19 protein-coding genes are annotated in these 19380 nt (G+C 72.9%); 10 read left to right on the top strand and 9 right to left on the bottom strand.

The features are described from left to right. Positions 1-22 precede the first annotated feature (22 nt). On the top strand, positions 23-550 hold the full coding sequence (locus WFJ01_RS14095) for a hypothetical protein (protein ID WP_336629394.1): 528 nt from the start codon (positions 23-25) through the stop codon (positions 548-550). 68 nt (positions 551-618) lie between these two features. Here WFJ01_RS14095 and WFJ01_RS14090 read toward each other — a convergent pair whose 3' ends face one another. From WFJ01_RS14090 to cmtR, 4 genes are all read right to left on the bottom strand, one after another. Next, positions 619-1656 carry a zinc-dependent alcohol dehydrogenase family protein gene (locus WFJ01_RS14090; protein WP_336629393.1) on the bottom strand — a complete coding sequence of 346 codons (1038 nt, stop codon included), beginning with the start codon at positions 1654-1656 and terminating at the stop codon, positions 619-621. Positions 1657-1722: 66 nt separating this feature from the next. Continuing rightward, on the bottom strand, positions 1723-2835 hold the full coding sequence (locus WFJ01_RS14085; protein WP_336629392.1) for a fatty acid desaturase family protein: 1113 nt from the start codon (positions 2833-2835) through the stop codon (positions 1723-1725). Positions 2836-2964: 129 nt separating this feature from the next. Further along, positions 2965-3708 (bottom strand): cation transporter, encoded by a 744-nt coding sequence (locus WFJ01_RS14080; RefSeq protein WP_336629429.1) that lies wholly within the window; start codon positions 3706-3708, stop codon positions 2965-2967. Then, positions 3705-4064, bottom strand: coding sequence for a Cd(II)/Pb(II)-sensing metalloregulatory transcriptional regulator CmtR (cmtR, locus tag WFJ01_RS14075; RefSeq protein WP_336629391.1), 360 nt, complete (start codon positions 4062-4064; stop codon positions 3705-3707). Before cmtR ends, WFJ01_RS14080 begins: the two co-directional genes overlap by 4 nt. 205 nt (positions 4065-4269) lie before the next feature. Between cmtR and WFJ01_RS14070 the strand changes: the two genes are divergently transcribed. Together WFJ01_RS14070 and WFJ01_RS14065 are read left to right on the top strand one after the other, a co-directional pair. Next, a complete protein-coding gene (locus tag WFJ01_RS14070) occupies positions 4270-5538 on the top strand; it encodes an ammonium transporter (protein WP_251438946.1) in 1269 nt (422 codons plus the stop codon). Positions 5539-5543: 5 nt separating this feature from the next. Further along, the gene (locus WFJ01_RS14065; RefSeq protein ID WP_336629390.1) at positions 5544-6146 is read left to right on the top strand and encodes a hypothetical protein; all 603 of its coding nucleotides are present in this window, start codon (positions 5544-5546) and stop codon (positions 6144-6146) included. Between the two features lie 45 nt (positions 6147-6191). On the opposite strand, the gene WFJ01_RS14060 is transcribed toward WFJ01_RS14065, so the two are convergent. Further along, the gene (locus WFJ01_RS14060) at positions 6192-7136 is read right to left on the bottom strand and encodes an endonuclease/exonuclease/phosphatase family protein (RefSeq protein ID WP_336629389.1); all 945 of its coding nucleotides are present in this window, start codon (positions 7134-7136) and stop codon (positions 6192-6194) included. Positions 7137-7243: 107 nt separating this feature from the next. On the opposite strand from WFJ01_RS14060, the gene WFJ01_RS14055 reads away from it, so the two are divergent. Beyond that, positions 7244-7999, top strand: coding sequence for an AAA family ATPase (locus tag WFJ01_RS14055; RefSeq protein ID WP_336629388.1), 756 nt, complete (start codon positions 7244-7246; stop codon positions 7997-7999). Positions 8000-8254: 255 nt separating this feature from the next. Here WFJ01_RS14055 and WFJ01_RS14050 read toward each other — a convergent pair whose 3' ends face one another. Both WFJ01_RS14050 and WFJ01_RS14045 read right to left on the bottom strand, forming a co-directional pair. After that, positions 8255-9166, bottom strand: coding sequence for a sigma factor-like helix-turn-helix DNA-binding protein (locus WFJ01_RS14050; RefSeq protein WP_336629387.1), 912 nt, complete (start codon positions 9164-9166; stop codon positions 8255-8257). 34 nt (positions 9167-9200) lie between these two features. After that, on the bottom strand, positions 9201-9659 hold the full coding sequence (locus WFJ01_RS14045; RefSeq protein ID WP_292885564.1) for a carboxymuconolactone decarboxylase family protein: 459 nt from the start codon (positions 9657-9659) through the stop codon (positions 9201-9203). A gap of 332 nt (positions 9660-9991) precedes the next feature. Here WFJ01_RS14045 and WFJ01_RS14040 point away from each other — a divergent pair, with 332 nt between their 5' ends. After that, complete coding sequence (locus WFJ01_RS14040) at positions 9992-10507, top strand: methylated-DNA--[protein]-cysteine S-methyltransferase (protein WP_336629386.1); 516 nt, start codon at positions 9992-9994, stop codon at positions 10505-10507. A gap of 192 nt (positions 10508-10699) precedes the next feature. Here the strand turns inward: WFJ01_RS14040 and WFJ01_RS14035 are convergent, their stop codons facing one another. Further along, positions 10700-12244 (bottom strand): CitMHS family transporter, encoded by a 1545-nt coding sequence (locus tag WFJ01_RS14035; RefSeq protein WP_336629385.1) that lies wholly within the window; start codon positions 12242-12244, stop codon positions 10700-10702. A 147-nt stretch (positions 12245-12391) separates the two neighbouring features. Here WFJ01_RS14035 and WFJ01_RS14030 point away from each other — a divergent pair, with 147 nt between their 5' ends. Continuing rightward, complete coding sequence (locus tag WFJ01_RS14030; protein WP_336629384.1) at positions 12392-14107, top strand: sensor histidine kinase; 1716 nt, start codon at positions 12392-12394, stop codon at positions 14105-14107. After that, complete coding sequence (locus WFJ01_RS14025; RefSeq protein WP_251438929.1) at positions 14104-14757, top strand: response regulator; 654 nt, start codon at positions 14104-14106, stop codon at positions 14755-14757. Before WFJ01_RS14030 ends, WFJ01_RS14025 begins: the two co-directional genes overlap by 4 nt. 68 nt (positions 14758-14825) lie before the next feature. On the opposite strand, the gene WFJ01_RS14020 is transcribed toward WFJ01_RS14025, so the two are convergent. Further along, positions 14826-15593, bottom strand: coding sequence for an SDR family NAD(P)-dependent oxidoreductase (locus tag WFJ01_RS14020; RefSeq protein ID WP_251438928.1), 768 nt, complete (start codon positions 15591-15593; stop codon positions 14826-14828). Positions 15594-15649: 56 nt separating this feature from the next. On the opposite strand from WFJ01_RS14020, the gene WFJ01_RS14015 reads away from it, so the two are divergent. From WFJ01_RS14015 to WFJ01_RS14005, 3 genes are all read left to right on the top strand, one after another. Then, positions 15650-16435, top strand: coding sequence for a CPBP family intramembrane glutamic endopeptidase (locus WFJ01_RS14015; RefSeq protein WP_336629383.1), 786 nt, complete (start codon positions 15650-15652; stop codon positions 16433-16435). Between the two features lie 31 nt (positions 16436-16466). Next, positions 16467-17798 (top strand): M20/M25/M40 family metallo-hydrolase, encoded by a 1332-nt coding sequence (locus tag WFJ01_RS14010; RefSeq protein ID WP_336629382.1) that lies wholly within the window; start codon positions 16467-16469, stop codon positions 17796-17798. A gap of 85 nt (positions 17799-17883) precedes the next feature. Continuing rightward, a complete protein-coding gene (locus WFJ01_RS14005; RefSeq protein ID WP_336629381.1) occupies positions 17884-19353 on the top strand; it encodes an MFS transporter in 1470 nt (489 codons plus the stop codon). The last annotated feature ends 27 nt before the right edge of the window (positions 19354-19380 follow it).

The raw sequence follows: 19380 nt of genomic DNA, 5'->3' as shown, positions 1-19380 counted from the left end.
GCGGCTGCGAGAGGATGGTGACGTGAGCTACGACGCGGAGGAGACCGTCTTCGCACAGGCGGGACGGCGGATCCGGCTCGAGACGAACGCGCAGTTCGACGCGCTGCTCGGGGCGTTCGAGGCCGCGGTCCCCGCGCTGCCGGAGGAGCAGGCCCTGGCCGAGGTGCGCGGCGGCGACTGGGCGGGGTTCGTGCGCGGGCTGCAGTGGGAGGCGCCGAGCGGGTTCGTCCGGGTCTGGACGTCGCGCCCCGATGCGCTCATGCAGCACGCCGGCGGCGGTGCGCGCAGCGCGGTCTGGCTGATCGCGCACCACGGGATCGCCGCGCGGCTGTTCCGGCACGACCCCGGCACGATGCTCTACGCGCCGCTGCGCATCGAGATGCACACCTCCGCCGCCGCGGGCACCACGCTGAGTTTCGAGGCGCCCGGCGCGCGGCTCGCCGGCTTCGGCGTCAACAAGATCACGCAGGCCGGCGCCGAGCTCGACCGCGCCCTCGGCGACCTCATCGAGGAGCTCGGGCTGCCCCGCCCGGCCGCGCTGCGGCGCTGATCGGGGCCGCCGAGCGGCGGCGCCGGCAGCACGTCGCCGGGCGCATCTGCCTCCTGCGCGGAACGCGATCAGCGCCGCGGATCCACCATCGTCATTCCCGCGACCGTCGCCCGGTCGAAGGCGGGCAGCAGCGCCGCGGCCTCTTCGAGGCCGATGGTGCGCTCGATGAGGCGCTGCGGGGCCAGACGCCCCTCGCCGATCAGCGCCATCATCGCGGGATAGTCGGCTGCGGCCATGCCGTGGCTGCCGAGCAGGTCGAGCTCCCAGCCGATCACGCGGTCCATGGGCACGCGGGGATGTCCGTCGACCGGGGGGAGCAGGCCGATCTGCACGTGCCTGCCGCGCCGGCGCAGCGAGTGGATCGCGTCGGCGAGGGTCTGCTCGCTGCCGACCGCATCCACGGAGATCTGGCTGCCTCCGCCGGTCAGCGCGGCGACGGCGGCCGGGATGTCTGTGCCGTCGGCGAGCAGTGCGTGCTCGGCTCCGACCTCGCGCGCCACGGCGAGCGCTTCGGGATTGCGGTCGACGGCGATCACCCGTGCGCCGAGCGCCCGTGCGATCATCACCGTGCTCAGGCCGACCCCGCCGGCCCCGACGACCGTGACCCACTCGCCCTCGCGCACCCTGGCGCGGCCCACGACGGCGCGGAAGGCCGTGGCGAACCGGCAGCCGAGGCTCGCCGCCGTGGCGAAGTCGACGTCGTCGGGAACGGCGACGAGGTTCACGTCGGCGGCATGGAGGGCGACGACCTCGGCGAAGGAGCCCCAGTGCGTGAAGCCGGGCTGCTGCTGATCGGGGCACACCTGAGCGTTGCCGGAGAGGCACCACTCGCAGCGCCCGCAGCCGCACACGAACGGCACGGTCACGCGGTCGCCGATCCGCCAGCGCGCGACCTGCGGCCCGACGGCGACGACGACGCCCGCGAGCTCGTGCCCCGGCACATGAGGGAGGGCGATGTCGTCGTGCCCGGCCCAGGCGTGCCAGTCGCTCCGGCACATCCCCGTGGCCGAGACCTGCACGAGAACGCCGTCTGCGGGAACCTGCGGTTCCGGGACCTCTCTCACCTCGGGCTGGGATCGGATCGCATCGAAGACGACTGCACGCATGCCCTCATCCTGTCAGGCTCGCGCGCGGCGCCGGGGCTCGCCCGAGCGGACGCGGCCTGACGCCGCTCAGGCCCGCCGGTACGCCGAGGCCATCGGGCAGTCGAACGGATCCCGCGCGGCCAGGCCCACCCGGTTCAGGTAGTCGATGACGATCGCGTAGGAGCGCCAGAGCGAGGTCTCGGTGTAGGGCACGTCGTGCGTGGCGCAGTAGTCGCGGACGATCTCGCGGGCCCGGCCCAGGTTCAGCCGCGACATGTTCGGGAAGAGGTGGTGCTCGACCTGGTGGTTCAGGCCGCCCATCAGCACGGTCGCCCACCAGCCGCCGCGGATGTTGCGCGACGTGCGCACCTGCTTGCTGAAGAAGTCCAGCCGTGCGTCCGGTGCGATCACGGCCATCCCCTTGTGGTTGGGGGCGAACGACGCCCCCATGTAGACGCCGAAGACCGCCAGCATCACTCCGAGGAAGGCGAACGCCATGCCGAGCGGGAGCAGCAGGAAGATCGGGGTCAGCACCAGCGCGAAGCGCGCGGCGACCATGCCGATCTCCGCCCAGCGGGCCTTCACCGGTCCGCGGCCGACGAGGTGCCGGAAGCTGAGGACGTGGAGGTTCAGGCCCTCCAGGGTCAGCAGCGGGAAGAACAGCCAGCCCTGCCGCAGCGTGATCAGCCGTCGGAGCCCGCGGGCCTGGACCGCGTCCTCCTCCAGGAAGGAGATCGTGTCGACCTCGATGTCGGGATCCTTGCCGACCCGGTTCGGGTTGGCATGATGCCGGCTGTGCTTGGAGTCCCACCAGGAGTAGCTCATGCCGACGACCGCGGCCAGCACGCGTGCCAGCCGGTCGTTCGCGGGCCCGGTGGAGAGGATCTGCCGATGCGCGGCCTCGTGCGCGAGGAAGGCGACCTGGGTGAACAGGATCCCGAGCGCTGCGGCCATGAGCAGCTGGAACCAGCTGTCGCCGAGCAGCACGAATCCGGTGGCGACCCCGGCGAAGGCGAACGCGATCGCGGCCCCGACCATCGCATAGAACCAGGGCGTCCGCCGCAGCAGGCCGGTCTCCCGCACCACCTGGGACACCTCGACGAAGGCGCGGGCGACCGGAGGGAAATCCCCCTGCGTGGCGTACGTCTGCCGGACGGGGCCGAGGCGGGAGGGGGGAGTGCCGACGGATGCGAGGGTCATGCGCGCCTAACGGGTCTCCGGCCGGAGCCGGGGCGGAAGCCAAGGGCGGGCGCCGATCGCTGGTGCTCACGCTACGCGGGGGCATATGCGTCGTGGAGCATGGGTCGCGGCGCAGGCCGCGGGCATTCCTCAGTCGCGCGGGCGCCCGGGTGACAGGGTGAGCCCCACGGACCCTTTCGGGGCGGATCCGGCAGGACGCGCACAGCAGTCGTCGTCGCACGGCTCGGGATCCCGCTCGCCGGTCAGCGCGGACAGGGGCGTCGCGCAGCAGGCGTCGCCGCGCCACGCCTCGATGCCCTCGCGCACGGCGAAGCCCGCGATCACGAGCGCGGCGACGGAGTCCGCCCAGGCCCAGCCGAGCAGGCTGTTCAGCAGCAGCCCGGCCAGGAGCGCGGCGGACAGGTACGAGCAGATCAGCGTCTGCTTCGAGTCGGCGATCGCGGACGCGGATCCCAGTTCGCGCCCGGTGCGTCGCTCGAACCAGCTGAGGAACGGCATCACCGCGAGGCTGAGGGCGGCGAGCGCGATGCCGATCGGCGAGTGCGCGGCCTCCCGGAGCCCGAACAGGGAGAGCCCGGCAGCCACGACCACGTACGCGGCGAGGCCGAAGAAGGAGATCGCGATGATCCGCAGGGCGGCCTTCTCGCGCCGCTGCGGATCCGGCGCGGCGAACTGCCAGGCCACCGCGGCGGCGGAGAGCACCTCGACGATCGAGTCCAGCCCGAACCCGATCAGCGCCGCGGAGGACGCCGCGCCTCCGGCGGCCAAGGCGATGACCGCCTCGACGACGTTCCAGGTGATGGTGATCGCGACCACGATCCGGATGCGCCGGCGCAGCACCGCGACACGGCCGGGCGCGACCGCGAGCGTCATGAGGCGGAGCCCGTCGCGCAGCAGCCGGGGACGGTGCAGGCCGGATCGAGACACGGCACGTCCTCGTCGACGGCGAGCGTCGTCTCCACCAGCGCGGTGAGCGCGGCGGCGAGATGCGGGTCGGCGATCTCGTAGCGCGTCCGGCGTCCCTCCGGCTCGGCGACGACGATGCCGCAGCCGCGCAGGCACGACAGGTGGTTCGACACGTTCGTGCGGGTGAGGTCGAGATCCCGCGCGAGCTGCGCGGGATAGCCGGGCGCCTCGAGGAGCGAGAGGAGGATCCGGGAGCGCGTGGGGTCGGCCAGGGCCCGGCCGAGCCGGTTCATGACGTCCACTCGAGTCGCGATGGTCAGCACACACTGACTATACAGCGAATGCTGACCAATCTTCTCCGCAGTCCTTCCGCGGCGCACCGGGGAGCGGGATTTACCGCATGTTCACAGCGGGCGCGCCCGGCGAAACGCCCCGGAAACATAGCGCGCGTCGGCCCGAAACGCGCCGGTGGGAGTCTGACTCCACCCGACGCTGCAGGAGCGTTCTCACTGAGAGAGGAGCGGACCCATGGATCAGGGGAATACCGCCTTCGTTTTGATCTGTGCAGCCCTCGTGCTGCTCATGACGCCAGGTCTGGCGTTCTTCTACGGCGGCCTCGTCAAGGCCAAGAGCGTCATCAGCATGATGATGCTGAGCTTCGGTGCGATCGGCCTCATCGGCGTGCTGTGGGTCATCTACGGCTACGCGATCGCCTTCCCCGGCAACCACGGCACGGTCGCGCCGTGGGCCATCGACTGGTCGTCGATCGGGCTCTCCAACCTGCTCGAGGTCCCCAAGGACGCCGCCTACCCGCCGCTCGCGTTCGTCGCCTTCCAGGCCACCTTCGCGATCATCACGGTCGCCCTCATCTCCGGCGCCATCGCCGACCGCGCGAAGTTCGGATCCTGGATGGTCTTCGCCGCCATCTGGGCGACCGTCGTCTACTTCCCCGTCGCGAGCTGGGTCTTCAACTTCGGCCTGAACAAGGACGGCTCCTTCGCCTACGGCGGCTGGGTCACGCACGGCCTGCAGGACATGCTGGGGGTCGGTGCGATCGACTTCGCGGGCGGTACCGCGGTGCACATCAACGCGGGAGCCGCGGCCCTCGCCCTCGCTCTCGTGCTCGGCAAGCGCCTCGGCTTCCAGAAGGGCGCCGACGTGCCCCACAACCCGCCGTTCGTGCTGCTGGGCGCGGGCCTGCTGTGGTTCGGCTGGTTCGGGTTCAACGCCGGCTCCGAGCTCGCCGCCGACGGCACGGCCGCCGTCGCCTTCGTGAACACGATCGCCGCCCCCGCCGCCGCGCTGCTGAGCTGGCTGCTGATGGAGAAGATCCGCAACGGCAAGCCGACCTCGGTCGGGGCCGCCTCCGGTGCGGTCGCCGGCCTCGTCGCCATCACGCCGGCCTGCGCATCGCTGACGCCGATCTGGGCGGTCGTGCTCGGACTCCTCGCGGGCGTCGTCTGCCAGCTCGCGATCGATCTGAAGTTCAAGCTCGGCTTCGACGACTCCCTCGACGTGGTCGGCATCCACCTCGTCGGCGGCATCATCGGCACGCTCTACCTCGGCGTCTTCGCCAACGGCACGGGCCTCATCTACAGCGGCAGCTTCGCGCAGCTCGCGGCGCAGGCGCTCGCGGCCGGTGCGGTGCTGGTGTACTCCTTCGTCCTGGCCTATGGCATCGGGTTCGTGATCGAGAAGACCCTCGGCTTCCGTGTGAAGGACGAGGACGAGATCGCGGGCCTCGACACCGTGGTGCACGGCGAAGAGGGCTACGTCCTCACCGGCGCGAAGGCCTGAACCCGGTGGCTGCGACGACCTTCGCTCCGGGGCCGGCCCCGACCAGGCTCACGCGCCTGCGGGACCTGCCCCGGCGAGGGCTCGTCGCGGGCGGCGGGCACGTGCGCGAGATCTGCGGCACCTGGGGCGCCAACGGCGAGCTGCACTGGATGCTGCAGCTCGTCGAGCTGCGCGGACCGGAAGGGATCCTGCACCTGCCGCCGGATGCGGCGCATGTGCTGGCCGGAATCGGCGGGCCGCAGGTCGGGATCGGGCCGGGAGCCGCCGTGGGCCTGCGCAAGGAGCGGGTGATGCACTACGCAGGGGCCTTCCTCGAGCTGCACCGCCCCCGGCTGCGCGCGGCGGAGCTCAGCCGGGTGCTGGTGCTGTCCTCGGCGCCGGCGCGCGCGACTCCGTCGCTGGTGTTCTCCGATCTGCACGGCACGACCCCGTTGCCCGCCGACGTGCGCGCGCTGGTCGTGCGATCGGGAAGGGTGAGCGCAGGAGGCAGCACCGCGACGGCGATGGAGGCGCTGGTGCTGCCGGATGAGACGAGGGGCGACGGCGCGGTTGTCCCCGGACCCGGGGCCGTCGCCGACGACGCCCGGGTCCTCCTGGTCGTCGGCTGACGGCCGCGGGCGGATCCGATCCCTGCGGATCCGCCCGCGAGGCGATCAGCGCCGCAACGCGGCGATGATGGCGAGGTGGTCGCTGCGTCCGGCCGCGGCGGTCTTCGCCGCCGCCTCGGCGAAGCCGCGCTGGAAGACGTGGTCGATCCGCACGGCGGGGAACGAGGCGGGCCAGGTGAACGACGGCGCGAGACCGCCGAAGCGCGCCTCGCCGAGTTCGCGGGAGATCGACGCGAGTGCCGGATCCGTCGAGACGGCGTTGAAGTCGCCGAGCGCGACGACGCGCGGGGTGCGGTCATCGCGGATCCGCTCGCCCAGCGCGGACAGCATGCCGTCGCGTGCGCTCTGCGCGCCGGGGCGCAGCGATGCGGCGTGCACGACGTAGACGCTCACCGGTCCGCTCGGCGCTTCCACGGTCACCCGCAGGGCCCGCTTCCACCCCAGCCCGAGGTCGAGCGCCTCCTGATCGACGATCGGGTACCTGCTCCACACGCCCACGGTGCCCACGCGGTACGCGTGCGGGTAGGCGTCGGCGAGCTCGTCCGCGATCGCCGCACCCGAGTCGGCGTCCAGCTCGGTGAACGCGAGGAGCTGCGCCCCGTCGGCGGCCAGTGTCCGCGCCGAGGCCGCCCCGGTGCCGGATCCGGCCTCGACGTTCTGCGTGGCGACGAGCAGTCCGTCTCCCGCTCCGGGGCCGCCCTGCCAGGGCACGGGCAGGAATCCCCACAGTGCGACGGTCCAGGCGACGACGGGGACCGCGGCGATCCAGGCGGTCCGCGGACGCACGAGCAGCGCGCCGACTACCAGAGGGACGAGCGCGAACCCGAGCCAGGGCAGCACGACGGCGATCGCGGTGCCGAGAGGGCCGGGGACCGCGCCGAGCAGCACGATCGCCACCAGCGCGACGGCGGTCACCAGCAGCGCGACGATCGCGCCCCGGCGGGGTGCGGTGCGCCGGGCCCCGACCGGATCCCTCGTCGCCTGGCTCATGGAACCATCCTTCCGGCATCGATCTGGGGATCGGCTGACGGCGCCGATGCCGCGGTGTCGGCGGGCGCGCGCAGAATGGATCCGACCCCGATCGTGCGAGGAGCGTCATGGATCCGTTCTGGAACGCGGGCAGCCGGCGCCGCCGGCAGCAGCCGGTCGTCGCCGTACACCCGGCGGACGACGCCCCGGGGCCGGGCGGGGACTGGCCGCGGAACATCCCCGCCGTCGCCCAGGTGCTGCGGGACGGCATCGAGCTGGATCCCGGCATCACGTTCCTCGTGGGCGAGAACGGCAGCGGCAAATCGACCATCGTGGAGGGCATCGCGATCGCGTACGGGCTGTCGCCCGAGGGCGGATCCCGGCAGGCGCGGCATCGCACCCGACCCACGGAGTCGCCGCTGTCGGACTGGCTCCGGATCCAGCGCGGCGTCGGAGCCGACCGGTGGGGCTTCTTCCTGCGCGCCGAGACGATGCACTCCTTCTACACCTACCTCGAGGAGAACCCGTCGACGGGTCTGCCCGACGTGCCGTTCCACGAGATGAGCCACGGCGAGTCGTTCCTCGCACTGCTCGGATCCCGGTTCAAGGACCCGGGGTTCTACTGCCTCGACGAACCCGAGGCGGCGCTCTCGTTCTCGTCGACGCTGAGCCTCATCGCCGTGCTGCGCCGCATCGCCGACGAGGGCGGTCAGGTGCTCTGCGCCACGCACTCGCCCGTGCTCGCCGCGCTTCCCGGCGCGACGATCCTCGAGGTCGGCGCGTGGGGCCTCCGCCCGGCGGCCTGGGAGGATCTGGAGCTCGTGCAGCACTGGCGCTCGTTCCTCGACGCGCCTGCGCGGTACACCCGGCACCTGCTCGACTGAGCGGGTGCCGCCGGGGCTTGGGGGCTCCGCCAGGGGCGGGGCGGCTCGTTCTGCCGTGTGTGACGATCAGCACAGGGTGTGACGATCGGCACACGTGTCGACCTGGATCCGTGTGCTGATCGGCGCGAGGTGTGCTGATCGTCACAGCCGAGCCGAGCCGAGCCGAGCCGAGCCGAGCCGAGCCGAGCCGAGCCGAGCCGGCGCCGGGGGTCGGCGGCCGGACGCGGCGGTGTCCGGGAGGGGCGCCGGGCGCGCTCAGAACGCCCGGGTGAGCTTCTCCGGGTTGCACACCTGGCGGAGCCCGTGGATGAGTCCGTCGTCGCCGAACTCGAGCGTGAGCACGTCGGTGCGGTCGGGGCGCAGGAACGCGATCGCCGGCTCGCCGTTGATGTCGAGCCGCTGCACGGAGAACGGCAGCGCGGGGTCGGCGATCGCCTTCTGCAGCACGCCGACGAGGAAGCGCCGCACATGATCGGCGCCGAAGATCGGGTTGCGTGCGGCGCTGACCCTGCCGCCCCCGTCGTTCCAGAGGATCGCGTCGTCCGCGAGCAGGGCGAGCACCCCCGAGACGTCGCCGTACTCGACGGCGGCGAGCAGCGCGCCGAGGGCGGCAGGATCCGCGGCGCGGGTCGTCGCCGGGTCGTCCGCAAGGCGCAGCCGGCGCTCGCCGCGCGAGATGAGCTGCCGCACCGCGGCCGGCGTCCGCTCCAGGATCCGCCCGATCTCCCCGGCCGTCATGCCGAACGCGCGGTGCAGGACGACGGCCGCACGCGCGTCGGGCGCCAGCTGCTCCGCCATGTGCAGCAGGGCGAGGGAGAGCAGTTCCCGGTCGGCGACCGCGTCCTCGGGCAGCCGCGAGGTCGCGACGGGCTCCGGCAGCCACGGGCCGACGTACTCCTCCCGCACGGCGGCGAGGGCGCGCACCCGATCGATCGAGCGCCGCACGCACACGGTCGTGAGCCACGCGGGCCACGACCGCACGCGTCCCGCGGACCCGGATCCGGAGGGCTCGGATCCCTCGCTGCGCTCCTGCTGCAGGGCCTCGATCGCGACTTCGGACACGACGTCCTCGGCGTGACCGTAGTCGCCGAGCATGCGGTAGGCGATGCCGATCAGGCGCCCCCGCTCGGCCTGCCACGCGCGGGTGGCGGGCGAGACGAGGGTCATGCGCTCACGGTACCGTCCTGGCGTCGCACCGCGCTCACACGATCGGGTGCTTGCCGTCGATCGGCGGCACCATGCGGGTGGCGATCGCGACGCGGTTCCACACGTTGATCGTGCAGATCGCCAGCACGAGGGCGCCGAGCTCGCCCTCGTCGAAGTGCTGCGCCGCCGCATCCCAGATCTCGTCCGTCACGGTGTCGGGTCCGAGCCGCGTGACCGCGTCGGTCAGCGCGAGCGCGGCGAGCTCCTTCTCCTCGAAGAAGCCCTGGGCGTGCTGCCAGGCGCCCACCGCGTGCAGGGTGCGCTGCGGGATCCCGCGCCTGGCGCCCTCGGTCGCGTGCATGTCGACGCAGAACCCGCATCCGTTGAGGATCGAGGCGCGCAGCTTGATCAGCTCGTACAGCCGGGGCTCCACGCTCTTGCGGGAGTACGCCTCCAGTCCGAGCACCGCGGCGTAGCCGAGCTTGTTGGTGCGGCCCATGTCGATCCTGGTCATCGTCGTTCCTCTCGTCGCCGGCGCCGGCGACGGATCTCGTCGCCGGGCGTGCGGCTCTCATCAGGGATGTCGGATCCGGGCGCGGAAGTGTGACAGGGGCCGGTGACCGCCGTGGATCCGGGCCGGGCGGATCCGGGCCGGGCTGATCCGGGTCCCGGCGACGATCCGCGGGCCGTCACGATCAGCACACGGTGCGACGATCAGCACACGCGTTGACGGGGATCCGTGTGCCGATCGTCACAGCGTGTGCTGATCGTCACGCTCCGGGGGCGAGACGGCAGGACGGGGCGGATCCGCGCCGTGGTGTCGGGACCCCGGCGTACGATCGCCGGGTGAGCTTCTCCGGTTGGATCGTGACGCCCGTGGGGCTGCTCGAGGTGCACAGCGACGGCGTCGCGGTGCGGCGGGTGACGTGGCCGCGCCCGGGGTTCGGAGCGCCCGCGGCTGCCGGTGCGACCGGGGGAGCGGCGCGGGATCCGCTGCTCGCCGAGGCGCTCGCCCAGCTCGAGGCGTACTTCGCCGGCGCGCTCTCGGCCTTTGACGTGCCGTTCGATCTCGGGGCGCAGCCCGACGTCACGAACGCGGTGCTGCACGCGCTGTACGACGGCGTCCGGCATGGCGAGACCGTCACCTACGGCGAGCTCGCCGAGCGCAGCGGCACCTCCGTGCCCGCGCGCGCGATCGGATCCATCATGGGGGCCAACCCGATCCCGATCATCGTGCCCTGTCACCGCGTGGTCGCGAGCGACGGACTCGGCGGCTACTCCGGCGGGACCCCGGGCGAAGGCCTGCGGACGAAGCGCTGGCTGCTGGAGCACGAGGGGGCGCTGCCGCAGGCGCTGTTCTGAGACCGGCGTCCGACGCGCCGGCCCCGTCCCCGGCGGACCGGATCCCCGTCCCGCCTGCCACGATCAGCACACGATGCGACGATCAGCACACGGATTCTTCGGATCCGTGTGCTGATCGTCACGGGCTGTGCTGATCGTCGCAGCCTGGGCGTCAGTGCGGGTGTCAGCGCAGGGCGTCCCGGCCGGACGAGCTCACTGTGCGACGAAGAACGGGATCGCGCCGGTGAGGATCCCGACGGCGAGCATCACGAGCGAGACCACGAGAGCGCGCCACAGCACCTTGCGGTGGTGGTCGCCCAGGTTCACGCTCGCGAGCGACACGAGCAGCAGGATCGCGGGAACGAGCGGGCTCTGCAGGTGCACGGGCTGGCCGGTGATCGACGCGCGGGCCATCTCGACCGGGTCGATGCCGAAGTGCGCGGCGCTCTGCGACAGCACCGGCAGGATCCCGAAGTAGAACGCGTCGTTCGACATGAAGAACGTGAACGGGATCGACAGGACGCCCGTGATCGGCGCGAGGAACGGGCCGAGCGACGGCGGCAGCACGTTCGTGATCCAGTTCGCCATCGCGTCGACCATGCCGGTGCCGGTCAGGACGCCGACGAGCACGCCGGCCGCGATCACCATCGACACCACGCCGACGATGCTCGGCGCATGGGCGACGATCTCGGACGCCTGGTCCTTGAGCTTGCGGAAGTTCACGAGCAGCGCCACCGCTGCGCCGACCATGAACACGTAGGGCAGGGGCATGATGTCGATGACGAGCAGCACCATCACCGCGACGGTGAGCACGAGGTTGAACCAGATCAGTCGCGGCCGCAGGGTCGCGCGGTTCGGGTCGAGCATGGTGTCCGCCATCGCCGTGTCGGCCGGGTCGACGCCCACCGCGGCGACCGGCCCGTGGCCGCCGGCGACGGTGACGATGTTGCCGGTGCGCAGCGACGCACGGGCGCCCGGCTTGGCGTCGGCGCCCCGGAAGATGGCCGGCACGGCGGCGAGCAGGCCGCCGTCGGCGGTGCCGGTCAGGCGGCTCTCGTCGAGAGCGCCGAGGCGGCGCCGCTCCTGCAGGCCGAGCATCCAGGCGAACCCGAGCGCGACGACCAGTCCCACGCCCAGCGAGGGCAGCATCGGCACGAACACGTCGGTCGGCTGCAGGCCCAGCGCCGTGGCCGCGCGCACCGTGGGACCGCCCCACGGCACGATGTTGAGCGTGCCGTTCATGAGGCCCGCGACGCAGGTGAGCACCACGGGGCTCATGCCCAGACGCAGGTAGATCGGCAGCATCGCCGAGGTCGTGATGATGAAGGTCGTGGATCCGTCTCCGTCCAGCGACACGGCGCCGGCGAGCAGCGCCGTGCCGATGATGACCTTGGCCGGGTCGTCGCCCAGCACGCGGGTGATCACCCGGATGAGCGGGTCGAACAGGCCGACGTCGATCATGATGCCGAAGAACATGATCGCGAACATCAGCAGCGCCGCGGTCGGGGCCATCTTGCCGATCGAGTCGAGGATCATGTCGCCGAGTCCCAGCCCTGCGCCGGCGAAGAGCCCGAACACCGTGGGCACGAGGATGAGCGCGACCATGGGCGTGAGGCGCTTGGTCATGATCAGGGTCATGAAGACCAGCACCATCGTGAAGCCGAGGATCACGAGCACCCATTCCGGGGGCGCGAACGCGATGTCGTAGGAGGGCTTGTCGTCGGCCGCGGCGAGCAGGCCGGTGAGAACCGTGGTCATGAGGTGACTCCTTCGTCATCCGTCTGTCGTCGTCGACGGACTCCGCCGAGACTAGGGAGGGCGCGCGCAGCGGATCCGATATCCCGCATTCCCGTGCGTTGTGCGCGTAGCGTGACTTCTGCGCATATTGCTCAACGAGGAGGACGGATGCCCCGCCGACGCCGGATGCGGTTCGCCACGCGGACGCTGCTGCTGCAGTTCGCGACGGTCGTCCTCGTCGTGGCGCTGTGCACCGGCGTCTATCTGATCCTGGCCGCCCAGCAGCTGCGCGCCGAAGCCGAGTCCTCCGCGCTGGGGATCGCCCGCACCCTGGCCGAGGATCCGGAGATCCGCACGGCCGTCGTGACCGCATCCGACGACCCGGGCACCCCGCGGGCCGAAGAGCTGCGGGACGGCTCCCTGCAGCGCATCGCGACCGCCACGGCCGCCCGCACCGGAGCGCTGTTCGTCGTCATCGCCGACGATCACGGGATCCGGCTCGCGCACCCGGATCCGGCTCGCCTGGGCGAAGAGGTGAGCACGCCGTTCCAGCGGGTGCTGGCGGGGCACGAGGTGGTCGAGTGGGACACCGGCACCCTCGGCGAATCGGCGCGCGCCAAGGTCCCGGTGCGCGACGCCGCCGGAACGCCGGTCGGAGAGGTCAGCGTCGGCTTCGCGCGCGCGGGGGTGTTCGACGACCTGCCGCCGCTGCTCGCGGTCATCGGCCTGGCGGCGGCCGGGTCGCTGCTGCTCGCGGGGATCGGTGCACTGCTGCTGCGCCGGCGGTGGGAGCGGCTCACCCTCGGGGTGCAGCCGGAGGAGCTCGTCGCCCTCGTCCAGAACCAGACGGCGGTGCTGAACGGGGTGGACGACGGCGTGCTCGCGATCGACGCCGAGGGGATCGTGCGGGTGTGCAACGCCGCCGCCGAGCGCCTCCTCGCGGTCCGGCAGGCGGTCGGCCGCCCTCTGGCCGGGATCGGGCTGCCCGATGCGGTGCGCGACGCCGTCTCGGGCGGACGCGCGCTGTCGGAGGCGGTGCTCGGCGACCGGGTGCTCTACCTCGACACGCGGCCCGTGGAGCGGGACGGCCGGCCCCTCGGCACGGTGGCGGTGATCCGCGACCGCACCGAGCTCGTCGCGCTGTCGGAGCGGCTGGAGACCGTGCGGACCATGACGGCCGCGCTGCGCGTGCAGCGGCACGAGTTCGCGAACCGGATCCACGTCGCCGCGGGACTGCTCGACGCCGCCCGCGTGCAGGAGGCGCGCGACTTCCTCGCCGAGCTCGCCGAGCGCGGTTCCGTCGACTTCCCCGTCCCCGGCATCGCCCGGCTCCGGGATCCCTTCCTGCGGTCGTTCCTCGGGGCGAAGGCGCTCGAGGCGAGCGAGCGCGGGGTGACGCTGCGCATCGCGGAGGACACCCAGCTGCTCGGAGCGGTGGGGGAGGCCGAGGACGTCGCGGCGGTGCTCGGCAACCTCGTGGACAACGCCGTGGGCGCCGCGGTCGCGGGCGTCGCCCCGCGCTGGGTCGAGGTCGGCGCGTTCGACGATCGCGACGCGCTCGTCGTCACCGTGGCCGATTCCGGTGCCGGCCTCGACGGCCGGCCCGAGGCCGGATCCGCGGACGGGAACGGGGCGGACACGGCGGGCTCCGCTGACGCCGATGGCGTGCCCGACGAGGCCGGCCCGGTGCACGGGCACGGCCTGGGCCTGCCGCTGTCGCGGGAGATCGCCCGGCGCGGAGGCGGCGACCTGTGGGTCATCGACCGCGGCGGCGACGACCACGGCGCGGTCTTCGCGGCGCGGCTCGTCGGCGTCGTCGCCGCACCCGGCACCGCGCCGCACGACCGGGCGGAGACCGGCCGGCCCCAGGAGGAGGACAGATGACGGACCCCATCCGCACGCTCGTGCTCGACGACGACTTCCGCGTCGGCCGGCTGCATCAGGCGATCGTCGAGGAGCACGCCGGCTACCTGGCGCTGGAGCCGGTGCGCACGATCGCCGAGGCCAGGGCGGCCGTCCGCGATCTCGCACCGGATCTGATCCTCGCGGACGTGTACCTGCCCGACGGCGACGGGATCGGGCTCGTCCGCGAGGCGGGGGTCGACGCGATCCACATCTCCGCCGCCGACGACGCGGCCACCGTGCGGCGCGCGCTGCGCTCGGGTGCGCACGCCTATCTGATCAAGCCGTTCGAGCGGCGCACCCTGGCCGCCGCGCTGGACCGCTACGCGCGCTACCGCAACCTGCTCGCGGGTGACCGCGCGGTGCAGCAGAAGGAGCTGGACCGCGCGCTCGCAATCCTGCACGGGTCGGCGGACCAGGTCTCGACCTCGCGCTCGGCGACCGAGCAGCTCGTGCTCGCGGCGCTCGGGGAGGACGAGGCGTCGGCGGCCGAGATCGGCGAGCGCGTCGGGATCTCGCGGGCGACGGCGCAGCGGCACCTCGCGGCGCTCGCCGAGCGCGACGCCGTCGAGGTGCGGCTCCGCTATGGCGCCGCCGGGCGCCCGGAGCACCGCTATACGGTGCGGCGCTGAGCGGCACGGCACGGCACGGCATCCGGCAGCGGGCACGGCTCCGCTGCGGCCGGTCGCGAGCCGGTGGGTCAGCCGCGGCCGAAGAGCGCGCCGCCGTTCACCTGCAGGATCTGGCCCGTGGTCCAGCCGCCCTCGGGGCCAGCGAGGTACGAGACCGCCCCGGCGACCTCGTCGGGCGTGCCGGCGCGGTTCATCGGCACCTGGGCGAGCCGGGACGCGACGATGTCGGGCGTGCGCCGGCCGTCCCAGAAGCCGGTGTCGGGCACGTAGCCCGGTGCCACGGCGTTCACCGTGACGCCCTCGGGGGCGAGGTCGGCGGCGAGGCCCATCATCCAGCCGTGGATCGCCGCCTTGGCCGCGCCGTAGCCGTTCGCGCCGCGCAGCGCGGCGATCGAGCTGATCGAGATGATGCGTCCGCCCGGACGGACGAGGCGTGGCAGCAGGGCCTCGGTGAGCAGCACCGCGGTCAGCACGTTCAGCCGCAGGTTCGCCTCGTAGTTCGCGGCGATGCCGGCGAGCCCCTCGCCGCGATCCAGGACGTTGCCGCCGGCGTTGTTGAGCAGCACGGCGACGGACCCCTCGACCTCGGCCGCGGCCCGCTCGACCTGGGCGGGATCCTGCAGATCGGCCGCGATCGTCCGCACGGCGGCTGCCGGGGTCTGCTCGCGGATCCGTGCGGACGCGGCGTCGAGCACGGCGGTGCGGCGCCCGATCAGCGTCAGGTCGAAGCCGTCCCGGGCCAGCCGCAGCGCCGAGGCGAGGCCGATGCCGGTACCGCCTCCGCTGACGACGGCGAGTGGACGAGGGGATCCGGGGAACGACGACGGGGTGCTCATGGATCCAGCCTAGGTCGCCGACCCGCGACGGGGTCCGGTCCGGTAGCCTTCCTGGCGTGACGACCGAGCCGAGCCCGACCGAACGAGTCGGCCGGCGGAGCTGGGCCGGTGCGCTCCTCGTGATGGTCGCCTGGTGGGGCACGACGTACGGATTCGGGTCCGTTCCGATCCCCGCCCTGCAGCCGGGGTGGTTCCCGCAGCTCGGCGTCGTGGTCACCAACGGGCTCAGTCTCGCGGTGGCGTGGGGCGTCGCGGCGCTCGTGCACCGGGCCGGATGGTGGGGCAGCCTGCCGCTGCGCCGGATCGCCGGGTGGGGCGGCGGCCGGATTGACGCCCTGTGGTGGCTCGCGCCGGTGCTGGCGGTCCAGCTCTCCTACATCTGGATCGGCAGGCAGGGCGTTCCCGGGATCGCGGGCTCCGCGGGGACCCTCCTCAGCGTCGCGGCGGGGATGCTCGCCGTGGGGATCTCGGAGGAGACGGCGTCGCGCGGGCTCGCGCTCGGGGCGGTGGCCCGGCGGCCGTGGCTCGGGGTGGCCGTGACGTCGCTCGTGTTCGGGCTCTGGCATCTCGGGAACGGCCTGTTCTTCGGCCGGAGCGTCGACGAGACGTGGTGGCAGGTGCTGGGGGCCGCGACCTTCGGCGTCTGCTTCGCGGGCGCCCGGCTGCTGATCGGGTCGATCTGGCCCCTCGCCTTCCTGCACGCCCTGGGCGACTGGACCCAGGTGCTCTCGCCGGGGGCCGCGCCGGTCTGGTATCAGATCGCGGTGATGGTGTTCGAGCTCGTCTGGGGCGTCGCGCTCACCGCGGTCGCGGTGCGCCGCGGTCTTCATCGCTCCCCGTGACGGGGCGCTCGCCGCGGATAGCATGGCCACGATGAACGACGTGCCCCCGATCGCCGCGCGGCTGAGCCGGATGATCCAGCTGCCGACCGTGTCCGCCGAGCTGGAGACGCGCGGATCCGCGCCGTTCGAGGACTTCGTGGCGCTCCTCGCCGAGCTCTATCCCCGGGTGCACTCCGACCTCGTGCTCGAGCGGCACACCGAGTTCGGACTGCTCTACCGCTGGGCCGGACGCCGGGAGGCGGTCGACGGACCGCTCGTGCTCATGGCGCACTACGACGTCGTCCCCGTGGACGAGTCCGATGACTGGACCCATCCGCCGTTCGCCGGGGTGATCGAGAACGGATCCGTCTACGGGCGCGGCGCGCTCGATGACAAGGGCCCGCTCGTCGTCATCCTGGACGCGGTGGAGAACCTCCTCGCCGAGGGGTTCGTCCCGGCCCGCGACGTGTACCTGTCCTTCGGGGGCAACGAGGAGACCTACGGGTCCGCGGCCATCGCCATCGCCGCCGCGTTCCAGGAGCGCGGCATCGTGCCGTGGCTGGTCGTGGACGAGGGCGGTGCGGTCGTGGACGCCCCGCTGCCGTTCGTTCCGGGCCGGGCCGCGATGATCGGCGTGGGGGAGAAGGGCATCATGACGGTGCGCCTGACGGCGCGCGGCGACGGCGGGCACGCCTCCGCCCCGCCGAACCGCACCGCGGTGCGCCGCATCGCGCGGGCGGTGGAGCGGCTCGGGCCCGGCACGTTCCGTCCCCGCACGCCGCAGGCCGTCTCCCGCATGCTCACGCAGCTCGCGGGCTCCGCCACCGGGCCCGCGCGGCTGCTGCTGCGCGTCCTCGGTGCGCTCCCGCCGCTGTCGGCGCGCGTGTTCGCCGCGCTGGGCGGCGAGGCGGCGGCCCTCGTGCGCACGACCGTGGCGCCCACGATGCAGTCCGGCGGCACGGCGGCGAACGTGCTGCCGTCGCAGGCGACGGCGACGGTGAATCTGCGCATCGCCCTCGGCGAGACGGTGCAGAGCGCGGCGGCGCGGGTGCGCCGGCGCATCGCGGATCCGCGGGTCTCGGTCGAGGTGCTCGAGGGCAGCGACCCCTCGCCCGAATCGCCCACGGACAACGCGCCGTTCGCGCTGCTCGCCGACGCGCTCGCCGTCTCGCACCCCGGCGTGCCCGCTGTGCCGTACGTGATGATGGCGGCGACCGACTCCCGTCACTTCCACCGCTTCGCGCCGGCCGTTTACCGGTTCGCCCCGCTGGAGATGTCGAACGCGCAGCGCGCCGCGATCCACGGCGTCGACGAGAGCGTCGAGATCGCGGCGCTCGAGCGCGGGGAGCGGTTCCACCGGGCGCTCATCGAGCGGTTACAGTGAGCTGACCCGTTCGCGGTCGCCGCGCCCGCCGAGGCGACCGTGTCAGCTCCCGCCACCCCGGCGTGAGACCCCTGAAGGAGCCGCGATGTCGCGCACCGTCACCGGAGCGGCCCTGGCCGCCGTCGTCGGATTCCTCGCCTTCGTCGAGTTCACCAGCGGCGTGCTGCAGGGCTACTACACGCCCATGCTGACCGACATCGCGCGGCATCTGCAGATCCACGACGCCGACGTGAACTGGTTCGAGGGCGCGCAGCTGATGCTGTCCGCCCTCGTGGTGCCGGCCTTCGCGAAGCTCGGCGACATGTTCGGCCGCAAGCGCATGCTGCTCGTCTCCACGGCGATCACGGCGGTCGCGGCGTTCGTGCTGCCGTTCACGAGCACCTTCGGCGTCTACCTCGTCGCCTGGGCGTTCATGGGTTTCTACGTGGTCTGGCTGCCGCTCGAGATCGCGCTCATCTGGTCGCGCGCCCGGCGCAGCGAGGGCAGCTCGGCGATCACGGCGAAGGCGGCGGGGATCCTCGTCGCCTCCCTCGAGGGCGGGGCGATCATCGGCGCGCTGGCGGGCGGGGCGCTCGTCGACAAGCTGCCGCTGCCGGTCGTGCTGCTGGTGCCCGCGTTCCTCATCGCCGCCTGCTTCTTCGTCATCCTGTTCGGGGTGAAGGAATCGCCCGAGAAGACCGGCGGGGTATTCGACACGGTCGGGCTCGTGCTCATCTCCCTCGCGCTCATCGGCCTCACCGGCGGGCTCAGCCTGCTGCGGCTGCCCGGCGGCGTCGCGAACCCGCTGTCCTGGATCGTCATCGTCGTCGGTCTCGCCCTCGTCGTGCCGTTCGCCCTCTGGGAGCTGCGGCAGTCGGATCCGCTCATCGACGTGCGGATGTTCCGCAGCCCGGCGCTCGGACCGGTGTTCCTCACGGCGGGCCTCTTCGGGGTCAGCGTGCTCGGCGCGCAGGCCCCGCTGTCGACGTTCGCCCGCACGGATCCGAGCGCCTACGGCTACGGCCTGGGCACCACCGGCTTCCAGACCTCGCTCATCATCGGGCTCTACCTCATCGCGATGATCGGGGGCGCGCTGCTGTTCCCCGTCGTAGCCCGCCTCGCCACTCCCCGGATCACCCTGATCGGCGCCTCGCTGCTGGTGGCGATCGGGTTCCTGCTGTTCCTGCCGTTCCACGGCGCCTACCTGCAGGTCGTCGCGAACATGATGATCGCCGGGATCGGATCCGGAGCCCTCGTGGCCGCCCTGCCCGCCGCGGCGGCCTCGGCTGCCCCGCACACCCAGACCGGCGTCGCGACCGGGCTCACCAACTCCGTGAAGACCGTGGGCGGCGCGATCGCATCCTGCGTGTTCGGCATCGCGCTGATGCACGCGGTCGCCGGCGGCGCGGGAGGCGGCGAAGGCACCGCGGGATCGTTCTCCGGCTACGTCACCGTCTGGATCGTGTGCGGAGTGACGGCGCTCGCCGCGGCGGTGCTGCTGCTGTTCGTGCCGAAGCAGGCGTTCACCGACCGCGCGGGCCAGCCCCAGGACGACGCGGGGGTGGCCGCAGGCTGACGCCCCGGCCTCCCCGCGCCGGCGCCT

This window comes from Microbacterium sp. MMO-35 (assembly GCF_037147555.1).
Classification (GTDB): Bacteria; Actinomycetota; Actinomycetes; order Actinomycetales; family Microbacteriaceae; genus Microbacterium.
This window is presented reverse-complemented; position numbering and strand designations above follow the sequence as displayed.